Consider the following 12,442-nt stretch of genomic DNA (forward strand, 5'->3'; position numbering starts at 1 on the left):
CGCAGGTTAGCGCTTGTACGCCTTCACTTCGGCTTCACGCAGGCGCGGGGCCAGCTTGTCGAGCACGCCGTTGACGAACTTGTGACCGTCGGTCGAACCGTAAACTTTCGCCAGTTCGATACCTTCGTTGATCACTACGCGGTAAGGCACGTCAACGCGCTTGAGCAGCTCCCAGGTGGACAGGCGCATCACGCACAGCTCAACCGGGTCCAGCTCTTCGAGAGTCAGGTCCAGGCAGGGTGCCAGGGCCGTGTCGATCTCGCTCAGGTTGGCATGCACACCGTGCAGGATGTCGTGGAAGTACGGCAGGTCGGCGAAGGTAAAATCGTTGTCGACGCGAAACTGCGCTTCGATTTCGTTCAGCGAAGTACCCGCCATCTGACGCTGATACAGCGCCTGGGTCGCCAACTGACGGGCAGCCCGGCGCTTTTCGTTCTTCGATGGTTTGCCGGCGTCCGCAGGACGTGGCTCGCGCGGGTTGAAACGATCGCTCTCGTCGGAAATCACTTGGCCTCCAACTGCGACAGCAGGCTGACCATTTCCAGCGCGGACAGGGCAGCTTCAGCGCCTTTGTTACCGGCCTTGGTGCCGGAACGCTCGATGGCTTGCTCGATGGAATCAACAGTCAGGACGCCGAAGGCCACTGGCACGCCGAACTCCATGGACACCTGGGCCAGGCCCTTGGTGCACTCGCCAGCCACGTATTCGAAATGCGGGGTGCCGCCACGAATGACCGCGCCCAGGGCGATGATTGCTGCGTATTCGCCTTGTTGCGCGACTTTTTGCGCAACCAGTGGAATTTCGAAGGCGCCAGGGGCACGGATAATCGTGATATCGCTTTCGCTCACACCGTGGCGAACCAGGGCGTCCACGGCACCGCTTACCAGGCTTTCAACCACGAAGCTGTTGAAGCGGCCAACCACCAGGGCGTAGCGGCCTTTGGGGGCGATGAAGGTACCTTCGATGGTCTTCAGGGTCATTCGACAAATCTCTTAAAGAGCCGGGACGCGTATCTGACGCGCCCCTTAGTGATATTTGAACCGCGAACAAGGTGCGACAATCGCCGGCATTTATTCGGAGGGCACGTATTCTACTACTTCCAGGTCGAAACCGGATATCGCATTAAATTTCATTGGCGCACTCATCAAGCGCATTTTGCGCACGCCCAGGTCACGCAGGATCTGCGAACCGGCGCCGACGATGCTGTAGGTGGTCGGTTTTTTCACCGGCACCTGGTCAGCGCTTTCGCGGATATGCGCCAGCAGCACGTCGCCATCCACCGGGTTGCCCAACAGCAGCACGACCCCGCTACCCGCCTCGGAAACCGCAGCCATGGCGGCTCGCAGGCTCCAACGGCCCGGCTGCTTGACCATCAACAGGTCGCGCAGCGGGTCCATGTTGTGCACGCGCACCAGGGTCGGCTCTTCGGCGCAGATGTTGCCCAGGGTCAGCGCCATGTGCACGTCGCCTTCCACCGAATCACGGTAGGTCACCAGGTTGAAATGCCCCAGTTCGCTGTCCAGCGGCTGCTCGGCAATCCGCTGAACGGTACGTTCGTGGATCATCCGGTAGTGAATCAGGTCGGCGATGGTGCCGATCTTGATGTTGTGCTCGGCGGCAAAGGCTTCCAGCTCCGGGCGACGGGCCATGGTGCCGTCGTCATTCATCACTTCGCAGATCACCCCGCTCGGCTCGAAACCGGCCATGCGCGCCAGGTCGCAGGCAGCTTCGGTATGGCCGGCACGGGCCAGGGTGCCACCGGGCTGGGCCATCAGCGGGAAAATGTGGCCAGGGCTGACAATGTCTTCGGCCTTGGCGTCTTTGGCAGCCGCGGCTTGCACGGTGCGGGCGCGGTCAGCGGCAGAGATGCCGGTGGTCACGCCGGTGGTCGCTTCAATCGAGACGGTGAACTTGGTGCCAAACCCAGAACCATTGCGCGGTGCCATCAGCGGCAGCTTGAGCAGTTCGCAGCGCTCGCGGCTCATGGGCATGCAGATCAGGCCACGGGCGTGCTTGGCCATGAAGTTGATGTGTTCAGGCTGGCACAACTCGGCGGCCATGATCAGGTCGCCTTCGTTCTCGCGGTCTTCGTCATCCATCAGGATGACCATCTTGCCTTGGCGGATATCTTCAACCAGTTCTTCGATGCTATTGAGCGCCACGCGGCACCCCCTTGGTCAGGATTTCAGGTAGCCGTTAGCGGCCAGAAAACTTTCGGTGATGTTACTCGGCCCTTGAGAAAGGCTTGGCTCTGCGGCCTTATCGCCAAGCAGAAGGCGCTCCAGGTAACGGGCAAGCAAGTCGACTTCCAGGTTCACCCGGCGACCTGGCTGGTAAGACGCCATGATGGTTTCGCTGAGGGTGTGGGGAATGATGGTCAGTTCGAATTCGGCGCCATTGACGGCGTTCACGGTCAGGCTGGTGCCGTCGACGGTGATCGAGCCTTTGTGGGCGATGTACTTGGCCAATTCTTTCGGCGCACGGATGCGAAATTCCACGGCCCGCGCGTTTTCGCTGCGTGCCACTACTTCGCCGACGCCGTCGACATGGCCGCTGACCAGGTGGCCGCCCAGGCGGGTGGTCGGGGTCAGGGCTTTTTCCAGGTTGACCGGGCTGCCGGCCTTGAGGTCATTCATCGCGGTGCAGTCCAGGGTTTCCCGGCTGACGTCGGCGGCAAAGCCATTGCCCGGCAGTTCGATGACGGTCAGGCACACGCCGCTGACGGCGATGCTGTCGCCCAGCTTGACGTCGCCAAGGTCCAGCTTGCCGGTTTCAACCAGCAGGCGCACGTCGCCGCCTTTGGGGGTCATGGCGCGGATGCTGCCGATGGATTCGATAATGCCGGTGAACATGGCCTTCTCCTGGAAAACGGTACGGGCGCCTGGGCGCCCGGTCGGAATTATACGCTCGCTGCTGGCACAGGTATGGCAGTGACTCGCCAGTCGTCGCCTACAGCGCGCATTTCAGTGATCTTGAGTTGGGGGGCGTCGGCCAGTTTCTCAAGCGGCCAGTCGAGCAAAGGCCGGGCGGCGGAGCCCAGGAACTTGCCGGCGATGAAAATCACATACTCGTCCACCAGGCCCTGCTGGGCAAACGCGCCTGCCAGGCTTGGGCCGGCTTCCACCAGCACCTCGTTGACGCCACGGGCCGCCAGCGCCACCAGCGCCGAGCGCAGGTCGACCTGGCCGTCGACACCCGGCACCACCAGGCATTCCGGGCCACGGGGGAACTGGTTCTCCGGGGTCACGCAGGTGATGACCAGGGCCGGCCCGGCCTTGAAGAACGGCGCATTGAGCGGCACCCGCAGGCGACCGTCGATCAGCACGCGCAGCGGTGGGCGCGACATGGCCAGGGCCGTGGTTTCGGCATCCAGGCCCAGTTCGGCGGCACGCACGGTCAGGCGCGCACCATCGGCCAGCACGGTATCGGCACCGGTCAGCACCACACTGGCCTGGGCACGCAGGCGCTGCACGGCGGCGCGGGCGGCGGGGCCGGTGATCCATTGGCTCTCGCCACTGGCCATCGCGGTGCGGCCGTCCAGGCTCATCGCCAGCTTGACCCGCACAAACGGCAGGCCATGTTCCATACGCTTGAGGAACCCTGGGTTCAGGGCACGCGCCTGGCTTTCCAGCACGCCGCTGAGCACCTCGATACCGGCCTGGGCCAGGCGCTGCATGCCACGCCCGGCCACTTCCGGGTTCGGGTCCTGCATACCCGCGACCACCCGTGCCACGCCAGCGCTCACCAGCGCATCGGCGCAGGGCGGCGTATGACCATAATGGCTGCACGGTTCAAGCGTCACGTACACCGTGGCACCGCGGGCTTTGTCGCCAGCGGCGCGCAAGGCGTTGGGCTCGGCATGGGGCTCGCCGGTGCGCTCGTGCCAGCCTTCGCCGACAATCTGCCCATCGCGCACAATCACGCAGCCGACCCGAGGGTTGGGATGGGTGGTGTACAGGCCCTTGCGCGCCAATTCGAGGGCGCGGGCCATGTAATGGGCGTCGAGCACAGCCTGTTCTGCAGAAGGAGGGTTCATTCTTTGACCGGCTCACGGGCCAGGCGGTCGATCTCTTCGCGGAACTCGTTGAGGTCCTGGAAGCGTCGATACACCGAGGCGAAACGAATGTAGGCAACTTCGTCGAGCTTTTGCAGCTCGCCCATCACCAGTTCTCCCACCACCAGGCTCTTGACCTCGCGCTCGCCAGTCGCGCGCAGCTTGTGCTTGATATGCGCCAGCGCCGCCTCCAGCCGCTCGACACTCACCGGGCGTTTTTCCAGGGCGCGCTGCATACCGGCGCGCAATTTGTCTTCGTCAAAGGGCTGGCGGCTGCCGTCGGACTTGATCAGGCGTGGCAGTACCAGTTCGGCGGTTTCGAAGGTGGTGAAACGTTCACCGCAGGCCAGGCATTCGCGCCGGCGACGTACTTGATCGCCCTCGGCGACCAGACGCGAGTCAATGACCTTGGTGTCGTTGGCACCGCAGAAGGGACAGTGCATGGTGGCAGGCAACAAAAAAAGGGAGGGCCATGGTAGCGCATCCCCGTGGCAAGACAAGCCATAGCCTTTACGGTATATAGGCTGACTATTATGTTTCTTATGTTTAGTTCACGGATTTTTGCCCTTTTTGGAGCCGTACATGCCGTTACGACCGCTGGTTTTACTCACAATGTTCAGTTTCCTGGTCGCGTGCAGCAGCGAAGCGCCAAAACCAGCGGCCCCGCAACCCACGCCGCAACAAGAGAAAAAAATCCCCGGCCAGGAACCGCTCGGGCCATTGCCGGCCTACCAGCGTGAAGTGAGCGGCACCCTCAACGGCGTACCGGCCGGCGCCGAAGTGGAACTGGCACTGCTGGTGATCGACGACCGCAGCCGCCCGCAACAACTGCTGGCCAGCAGCGTGCTGATCGGCAACAACAAACCGCTGGCCTTTCGCCTGCGCTTCAACCCGCAAGCGTTCCCCGCCGGTGCCCGCGTTGAGCTGCGAGGGCGTGCCAGCCAGTCCGGGCAGTTGATCCTGCACCTGCCGGCGGTGCGCATCCAACAGCCGATCACCCAGACCACCGGGCCGCTGCAACTCGTTCGCGCACCATGACGCCACCGCTGCACCTGCAACGGGCCTTGAGCGAACTGATCGGCGACGCGCAACTGGTGCCCTGCCCGTTACCGGGCACCGACCTGTCGTTGTGGCTGCTGGACGCCGACAACATGGACCGCGCCTTCAGCCCCGAAGAAACTCGGCGCATCCTGCATGAGCCGCCCTACTGGAGCTTCTGCTGGGCCAGTGGCCTGGCACTGGCCCGCTACCTGGCCGCCAACCCCGAGTGGGTGGCGGGCAAGCGCGTCCTGGATTTTGGCGCCGGCTCCGGGGTGGCAGGGATTGCCGCCGTGAAAGCCGGCGCCCTGGAAGTGGTGGCTTGCGACCTCGACCCACTGGCACTCGGCGCCTGCCGTGCGAATGCGCAACTCAATGGCGTAACGCTGGGTTATTCGGCGGATTTTTTTGCCGAAGCCGATCGTTTCGACCTGATCCTGGTGGCCGACGTGCTGTACGACCGGGCGAACCTGCCGCTGCTGGATCAATTTCTCACACGCGGACGGCAAGCATTGGTCGCCGATTCGCGGGTACGCGATTTCCAACATCCCGATTACCAACGGCTGGGGATCCTCGAGGCGCTGACGCTGCCGGACCTGGCGGAGCCTTGGGAGTTTCGTAAAGTGAGTCTGTACCATTCGTGCAGGTCTTGAGGCCATCGGCGGCAAGCCGGCGCCTACAAAGCCTGTTTGACCTGCCCACGCTTTCAGCCAACCCCACCAAGCCTTATAGTTGCCCCATTCCCGCTTTCTTCGAGATACCCCATGAGTGAGCCCACGCCCTACATTTTCGATGTCACCACCGCCACCTTCGACCAGGCTGTCATCGAAAACTCGTTCCACAAACCCGTACTGGTGGATTTCTGGGCCGAATGGTGTGCGCCGTGCAAGGCGTTGATGCCGTTGCTGGCGCAGATTGCCGAGAGTTATCAGGGCGAGTTGCTGCTGGCCAAGGTCGATTGCGAAGCCGAGCAGGATATTGTCGCGCGTTTTGGTATCCGCAGCCTGCCGACCGTGGTGCTGTTCAAGGACGGCCAGCCGGTGGATGGGTTTGCCGGGGCCAAGCCCGAGTCTGAGATTCGCGCGCTGCTGGAGCCCCATGTGCAGATGCCGCCACCGGCTGAGGCGGATCCGCTGGAACAGGCCCAGGCGCTGTTTGCCGAAGGCCGGATCAGTGAGGCCGAGGCGGTGCTGGTGGCTTTGCTCGGTGAAGACAACACCAACGCCGCCGCGTTGATCCTTTACGCCCGCTGCCTGGCCGAGCGTGGCGAACTGGGCGAAGCGCAGGCCGTGCTCGATGCGGTCAAGAGCGACGCGCACAAGGCGGCCCTCGCCGGCGCCAAGGCGCAGATCACTTTCCTGCGCCAGGCGGCCGACCTGCCGGACACCGCTGACCTCAAGGCACGCCTGGCGCAGAACCCGCAAGACGATGAAGCGGCGTATCAACTCGCCGTGCAGCAATTGGCCCGCCAGCAATACGACGCGGCGCTGGAAGGCTTGCTGAAGTTATTTATCCGCAACCGCAGCTACAACGAAGGCCTGCCGCACAAGACGCTGCTGCAAGTGTTCGAGTTGCTAGGCAACGACCACCCGCTGGTCACGGTGTATCGCCGCAAGTTGTTCGCCGCGCTGTACTAATCCGCGATCCAACTGTACTGCGGCGTATCCCCGCCGCTGGACACCTTCACCTTGGCGCTATGGCGCAAGCGCACCAGCAGGCGCTTGCCGGCCTGGGCGCTGCCGGCCAGCGCTTCGAGGCGATCCGACAACTCCAACCCGCTGAGTTGCCCGGCCTCGCGCAGCAGGTCCTGGGCGGCCTGCCACAGGTTTTCATCCTGATTGACCGGCGCAGCGGCGGGCACTGCCTCCGGCGCCGGCGTGGCCGTCTGCAGGTGCACGCCCAACCGCGCCCAATCGCTGTCGTCCAGCTCCAGGGTCAAGTCCACAGGCAGCTCGCCGATGGTTCCACGAATTCGCATCATTGCTCGTCCTCCAGCACTTTTCTGACGAGCATGCTCCCACGCGTCTTGCGCAACGCCAAGCAGAGGGTCAAACTCTCGGCACTTTTGTTATAAGATCACATAACAAAATCTTCATTCACGCCCTGGAGTCTCCCTATGCGCCGCCTGTTGCTCGCTTTGCCGTTTGCCCTGTTGCCACTGGCTGCCCAGGCCGCCGATGAGCACGACCACGCTCATGACCATCAACACGGCAGCCTTGGCGCCCATGAGCATGGCGTTGGCCGCCTGAATGCGGTGCTCGATGACAAGGCCCTGGAGCTGGAGCTGGAGAGCCCGGCGATGAACCTGGTGGGTTTCGAACACCTGGCCACCACCGACGCCGACAAAGCCAAGGTCGCTGCCGCCCGCAAGCAGTTGGAACAACCGCTGGTGCTGTTCAGCCTGCCCAAGGCTGCCGGTTGCGTGGTCAGCACCCAGGAGCTGGAAAGCCCGCTGTTTGGCGACAAGCCAGACGATGATCATGACCACGCCACCGATGGCAAAGGCGCGGCCGCCCATGACCACGACCACAGCGAAATCCACGCTCACTACCAGTTCACCTGCGCCAACCCCACTGCGCTGAAAAATCTCGACCTGGCGAACATCTTCAAGACCTTCCCCGCTACCCAGAAAATTCAGGTACAACTGATCGGCCCAAGCGGCCAGCAGGGTGTTGAAGCAACGGCGGCTGCCGCGACCCTGAAATTCTGACCCCACACGGTTGATGTAGGAGCTGGCTTGCCTGCGATGGCATCGACGCGGTGTCACTGATACACCGCGTCGTCTGCATCGCAGGCAAGCCAACTCCCACAGGTGACCGCGCTCTGCAGGTGATATTGAGTTCCCATGACCCAAGCACTGATCGAACTGTCCGACCTGGGCTTTAACTGGCCCGGTCACCCGCAGTTGCTGGACATCCCGGCGTTTCGCCTGGAGCCGGGGGAAACCCTGTTCCTCAAGGGCCCCAGCGGCAGCGGCAAAACCACCTTGCTCGGCCTGCTGGGCGGGGTGCAGACACCCAGCCGTGGCAGCATCCGCCTGCTGGGCCAGGAGTTGACCGACTTGTCGGCCGGCGCCCGTGATCGGTTTCGGGTCGACCACACCGGCTATATCTTCCAGCAGTTCAACCTGCTGCCGTTTCTCTCGGTCCGCGAGAACGTCGAACTGCCTTGCCACTTCTCCAAGCTGCGCGCGCAGCGGGCGATCCAGCGCCATGGCAGTGTCGACCAGGCCGCCGCGACCCTGCTCGCGCACCTGGGTCTCAAGGACCCGGACTTGCTCGGGCGCCGCGCCGATGCGCTGTCGATCGGCCAGCAACAACGGGTGGCCGCCGCCCGGGCATTGATCGGCCAGCCGGAACTGGTGATCGCCGACGAACCGACCTCGGCCCTGGACCACGACGCCAGGGAAGCCTTCCTTCAACTGTTGTTCGCCGAATGCCGCGAGGCGGGCGCCAGCCTGTTGTTCGTCAGCCATGACCAGAGCCTGGCTTCGCTGTTCGACCGCAACCTGTCGCTGGCCGAGCTCAATCGCGCCGCCACGCCGCTCGAGGTTTGAGATGTATTTGTTCCGTCTAGCCATGGCCAGCCTGGCAAACCGCCGCTTTACCGCGATCCTCACCGCCTTCGCCATCGCCCTGTCGGTGTGCCTGTTGTTGGCGGTAGAGCGCGTGCGTACCGAGGCCCGCGCCAGCTTTGCCAGCACCATCAGCGGCACCGACCTGATCGTCGGCGCCCGTTCCGGCTCGGTCAACCTGCTGTTGTACTCGGTATTTCGCATTGGCAACGCCACCAACAACATCCGCTGGGACAGCTTCGAGCACTTTGCCGCCAGCCCGCAGGTGAAATGGGCAATCCCCATGTCCCTCGGCGACTCCCATCGCGGCTACCGGGTGATGGGCACCACTCGGGCCTACTTCGAGCATTACCAGTACGGCCGCAAGCAAAACCTGCAATTGGCCAGTGGCCGCGCGTTTGATACCGACCCGTTTGAAGTGGTGCTCGGCGCCGAAGTGGCCGACGCCCTGCACTACACGCTCGGAGACAAGCTGGTGCTGGCCCACGGCGTGGCGGTGGTCAGCCTGGTCAAGCACGATGACAAGCCGTTCACCGTGGTCGGTATCCTGCAACGCACCGGCACCCCGGTGGACCGCACGCTGCACATCAGCCTCGGCGGCATGGAGGCGATCCACATCGACTGGCACAACGGCGTGCCGGCCCAGGGCAAGGGCCGGATCAGTGCCGACCAGGCGCGTAACATGGACCTCACGCCGCAAGCCATCACCGCGTTTATGCTGGGGCTGAACAACAAGATTTCGACCTTTGCCCTGCAACGGCAGATCAACGAATTCCGTGGCGAACCGATGCTGGCGATCCTCCCCGGCGTGGCCCTGCAAGAGCTGTGGAGCATGATGGGCACCGCCGAAAAAGCGCTGTTCGTGATCTCGCTGTTTGTCGTGCTGACCGGGTTGATCGGCATGCTCACCGCAATCCTCACCAGCCTCAACGAGCGCCGCCGGGAAATGGCAATCCTGCGCTCAGTGGGCGCACGGCCGTGGCACATTGCGAGCCTGCTGGTTTTCGAGGCGTTCGCCCTGGCACTGGCCGGAGTGGTCGCGGGGGTCGGCCTGCTGTATGTGTGCATCGCCGCGTCCCGTGGCTATTTGCAGGCCAATTACGGCCTGGACCTGCCGCTGGCGCTGCCCAGCCCGTATGAATGGACGCTGCTCGCCGGTATCCTGGCCGCTGCCCTGCTGATGGGCAGCGTGCCGGCCTGGCGCGCCTATCGCCAATCGTTGGCCGATGGTCTGTCGATCCGTTTATGAGGAAGGCTTTGATGCGCCGTGCCCTGCTTGCGCTGTTATTGATGGCGGCCCTGCCCGCCTGGGCCGAGGCGCCCCGGGACTTGTCGTGGCAAGAAATGATTCCGCCGGATGCGCCGGTGGAAGTGCCGAATATGACGCCGCTGCACGACCTGTCGAACATGGCCGACGCCCTGTCGGCGGAAGCCGCGCCAGCGGCCAGGCAGGACTTGCCCAATGCGCCAGTGGTGGCCACGCTGAACGGCCAGCATATCCGCCTGCCGGGTTATATCGTGCCGCTGGAGGTCAGCGAGGCAGGCCGCACCACCGAGTTCCTGCTGGTACCGTACTTCGGCGCCTGCATCCATGTGCCGCCACCGCCGTCGAACCAAATCGTGCATGTGCGCAGCGAGATCGGCGTGAAGCTGGAAGAGCTGTACCAGCCGTACTGGATCGAAGGGCAGATGCAGGTCAAGCCGTCCACCAGCGAATTGGCAGATGCTGGCTATCAGATGGAGGCCGAGAAGATCTACATCTATGAGTTGCCGGAATAGCACCACCAATCAAATGTGGGGCTTGTGTGGGAACGGGCTTGTCGGGTCGCCGCATCGCCGCGGTGGCGGTGGGTCAGCGACAAATGCAGCGACTGACAGTCTGCAATCGCGGGCAAGCCCGCGCCCACACTGTTGATTGGCGGCGGACTTGGCTGATCACCGTTTCATTGAGCTGAGTCAAAAGCCCCGCCGCAGCGATCTTTACCATTGGACACAGCCAACTAAAAACGTCCTTTGGAGCCACCCATGCACAAGTCACTGCTCAGCGCTTCCCTCTTCGCGCTTGCACTCGCCGCCCCTCTCGCCCATGCCCACGAAGCTGGCGACATCCTCGTTCGCGCCGGTGCCATCACCGTTAACCCAAAGGCCGACAGCGGCAGCGTCAAGGTTGACCAGGGTCCATTGGCCGGCACCAACCTGGGCGGCAAGGCGACCATGAGCAGCGACACGCAACTGGGCCTCAACTTCGCCTACATGCTGACCAACCACGTCGGTATCGAGCTGCTGGCGGCCACGCCGTTCGAGCATGATGTGAAGATCAAGAACACCGCCCTCGGCGCCGCCAACGGCAAGCTTGGTACCCTCAAGCACCTGCCGCCAACCCTGAGCGTCGTGTACTACCCACTGGACAGCAAGTCGGCGTTCCAGCCCTACGTCGGTGCCGGTATCAACTACACCTGGATCTATGACGAACACGTCGGCAGCCGCGCCCAGGGCGAAGGCTTCAGCAACTTCAAGGCCGAGAACTCCTGGGGCTGGGCCGCGCAGATCGGTGCGGACTACATGATCAACGACAAGTGGATGATCAACGGCCAGGTGCGCTACATCGACATCAGCACCAAAGCCACCGTGGACAACAACGCCCTGGCGGCGGGTACTCGTGCCAAGGTCAATGTGGACGTGGATCCAATGGTCTACATGGTGGGTATCGGCTACAAGTTCTAAACCCGGCTTAATAAACGCCACAAAAAATGTGGGAGCTGGCTTGCCTGCGATAGCATCGCCTCGGTGTCTTTGATAGACCGAGGTGTCTGCATCGCAGGCAAGCCAGCTCCTACATAAGCCGAGCTTCCACATTTTTTTGCGTTCTGTCAGCTAGTGATGCCGGTAGAAGCGGTCCAGCAACGCCGGCAGCCCCGCCCGCCACGCCCGTGGCTTGATGCCGAATGTATGCAGGATCTTCTTGCAGGCCAGCACTGCGTGTTGCGGTTCGTCGGCGGCATCTGGCCGCGCGGCGTGGGCCTGGGCTGTCGGTGCTTCGACCGCCAGCGCATGGAAGTTACGCGCTTCGGTGAGGATCGCCTGGCCAAGGGCCACAGGGGTGGTCGCCTCTTGCCCCGCGTAATGGTAGGTGCCCCACAGCGGCGCCGCACAATCGAGCTGCTTGAGCACCGAGATAATCACCCGTGCCGCATCGTCTACCGGCGTCGGGTTGCCCCGTCGATCATCGGCCAACAACAATTCCTCGGGTTTCTCGGCACGCGCCAGGAAACGCCCGAGCGCGCCGTCGACACTGTCATCGAGCAACCAGCCAAAGCGCAGTAGCACATGTTGCGGGCAGGTCGCGCGTACGCTTTGCTCAATGCGCCATAACGCCTGGCCGCGCAGGCCCAGGGGCACGGGTTCGTCTTTTTCGCTGTAGGCGGTGGCGCGCGAGCCATCGAACACCCGATAGCTGGACGGTTGCAGCAGCGTGATGTTGTGGTGCTGGCACAGTTCCGCCAGGCGCTCGACAGCAGATTCCTGCCCGGCCAGGCGCGCCTCGTTCACGCTTTCGGCCTGGAACCAGTCGAAATAGTAGGCGAGATTGATCAAGGCATCGGGACGGGTGTCGTCGAGCAATTGGGTAAGGCTGGCGGCATCCCAGCCGTCTTGTGGCGGGCGCGGGGCGAGGAAACCGATATCTTCCTCTGCACCGAGGCGAATCAGCGCCTGCCCGAGGGCATTCCCGCCGCCCAGTAACATAAGGCGCATTCGCATAGATTGAGCAGGCCCGG

At 63.3% G+C, this 12,442-nt stretch carries 16 protein-coding genes; 8 read left to right on the top strand and 8 right to left on the bottom strand.

Annotation, left to right across the window (positions count from 1 at the left end; all coding sequences use genetic code 11):
• Positions 1-6: 6 nt before the first annotated feature.
• The 6 genes from nusB to nrdR all read right to left on the bottom strand — a co-directional run bounded on the left by nusB (position 7) and on the right by nrdR (position 4,497).
• Positions 7-507 (bottom strand): transcription antitermination factor NusB, encoded by a 501-nt coding sequence (nusB, locus tag ACSSVH_RS23165; protein WP_029299437.1) that lies wholly within the window; start codon positions 505-507, stop codon positions 7-9.
• Positions 504-980, bottom strand: coding sequence for a 6,7-dimethyl-8-ribityllumazine synthase (gene ribH, locus ACSSVH_RS23170; protein WP_003176356.1), 477 nt, complete (start codon positions 978-980; stop codon positions 504-506). The genes nusB and ribH overlap by 4 nt, the downstream gene beginning before the upstream one ends.
• Before the next feature lie 90 nt (positions 981-1,070).
• The gene (ribBA, locus tag ACSSVH_RS23175) at positions 1,071-2,162 is read right to left on the bottom strand and encodes a bifunctional 3,4-dihydroxy-2-butanone-4-phosphate synthase/GTP cyclohydrolase II (RefSeq protein WP_169951326.1); all 1,092 of its coding nucleotides are present in this window, start codon (positions 2,160-2,162) and stop codon (positions 1,071-1,073) included.
• A 15-nt stretch (positions 2,163-2,177) separates the two neighbouring features.
• Positions 2,178-2,852, bottom strand: coding sequence for a riboflavin synthase (locus ACSSVH_RS23180; RefSeq protein WP_169951329.1), 675 nt, complete (start codon positions 2,850-2,852; stop codon positions 2,178-2,180).
• A gap of 47 nt (positions 2,853-2,899) precedes the next feature.
• A complete protein-coding gene (ribD, locus tag ACSSVH_RS23185) occupies positions 2,900-4,036 on the bottom strand; it encodes a bifunctional diaminohydroxyphosphoribosylaminopyrimidine deaminase/5-amino-6-(5-phosphoribosylamino)uracil reductase RibD (RefSeq protein ID WP_432754678.1) in 1,137 nt (378 codons plus the stop codon).
• A complete protein-coding gene (gene nrdR / locus ACSSVH_RS23190; RefSeq protein ID WP_057439031.1) occupies positions 4,033-4,497 on the bottom strand; it encodes a transcriptional regulator NrdR in 465 nt (154 codons plus the stop codon). Before nrdR ends, ribD begins: the two co-directional genes overlap by 4 nt.
• Before the next feature lie 139 nt (positions 4,498-4,636).
• Between nrdR and ACSSVH_RS23195 the strand changes: the two genes are divergently transcribed.
• From ACSSVH_RS23195 to trxA, 3 genes are all read left to right on the top strand, one after another.
• Complete coding sequence (locus ACSSVH_RS23195; RefSeq protein WP_169951333.1) at positions 4,637-5,092, top strand: YbaY family lipoprotein; 456 nt, start codon at positions 4,637-4,639, stop codon at positions 5,090-5,092.
• A complete protein-coding gene (locus ACSSVH_RS23200; RefSeq protein ID WP_492633791.1) occupies positions 5,089-5,745 on the top strand; it encodes a class I SAM-dependent methyltransferase in 657 nt (218 codons plus the stop codon). The genes ACSSVH_RS23195 and ACSSVH_RS23200 overlap by 4 nt, the downstream gene beginning before the upstream one ends.
• Before the next feature lie 111 nt (positions 5,746-5,856).
• Positions 5,857-6,729, top strand: coding sequence for a thioredoxin (gene trxA, locus ACSSVH_RS23205; protein WP_169951337.1), 873 nt, complete (start codon positions 5,857-5,859; stop codon positions 6,727-6,729).
• On the opposite strand, the gene ACSSVH_RS23210 is transcribed toward trxA, so the two are convergent.
• Positions 6,726-7,073: a hypothetical protein gene (locus ACSSVH_RS23210; RefSeq protein WP_169951339.1), complete on the bottom strand. Its 348-nt coding sequence runs from the start codon at positions 7,071-7,073 to the stop codon at positions 6,726-6,728. The two genes, trxA and ACSSVH_RS23210, sit on opposite strands and share 4 nt — an antisense overlap.
• A 135-nt stretch (positions 7,074-7,208) precedes the next feature.
• On the opposite strand from ACSSVH_RS23210, the gene ACSSVH_RS23215 reads away from it, so the two are divergent.
• The 5 genes from ACSSVH_RS23215 to ACSSVH_RS23235 all read left to right on the top strand — a co-directional run bounded on the left by ACSSVH_RS23215 (position 7,209) and on the right by ACSSVH_RS23235 (position 11,390).
• Entirely contained in the window at positions 7,209-7,802 is a 594-nt protein-coding gene (locus ACSSVH_RS23215; protein WP_170041642.1) for a DUF2796 domain-containing protein, read from the top strand.
• 135 nt (positions 7,803-7,937) lie between these two features.
• Positions 7,938-8,648 (top strand): ABC transporter ATP-binding protein, encoded by a 711-nt coding sequence (locus ACSSVH_RS23220; protein WP_169951343.1) that lies wholly within the window; start codon positions 7,938-7,940, stop codon positions 8,646-8,648.
• A 1-nt stretch (position 8,649) separates the two neighbouring features.
• On the top strand, positions 8,650-9,915 hold the full coding sequence (locus ACSSVH_RS23225; protein WP_492633792.1) for an ABC transporter permease: 1,266 nt from the start codon (positions 8,650-8,652) through the stop codon (positions 9,913-9,915).
• Between the two features lie 11 nt (positions 9,916-9,926).
• Positions 9,927-10,445, top strand: coding sequence for a DUF3299 domain-containing protein (locus ACSSVH_RS23230; RefSeq protein WP_169951347.1), 519 nt, complete (start codon positions 9,927-9,929; stop codon positions 10,443-10,445).
• Positions 10,446-10,691: 246 nt separating this feature from the next.
• Entirely contained in the window at positions 10,692-11,390 is a 699-nt protein-coding gene (locus ACSSVH_RS23235; protein ID WP_029299417.1) for an OmpW/AlkL family protein, read from the top strand.
• A gap of 150 nt (positions 11,391-11,540) precedes the next feature.
• On the opposite strand, the gene ACSSVH_RS23240 is transcribed toward ACSSVH_RS23235, so the two are convergent.
• Positions 11,541-12,425, bottom strand: coding sequence for a sugar nucleotide-binding protein (locus tag ACSSVH_RS23240; protein ID WP_169951349.1), 885 nt, complete (start codon positions 12,423-12,425; stop codon positions 11,541-11,543).
• Between the last annotated feature and the right edge of the window lie 17 nt (positions 12,426-12,442).

The sequence above is a fragment of the Pseudomonas sp. HC1(2025) genome, from assembly GCF_058742075.1.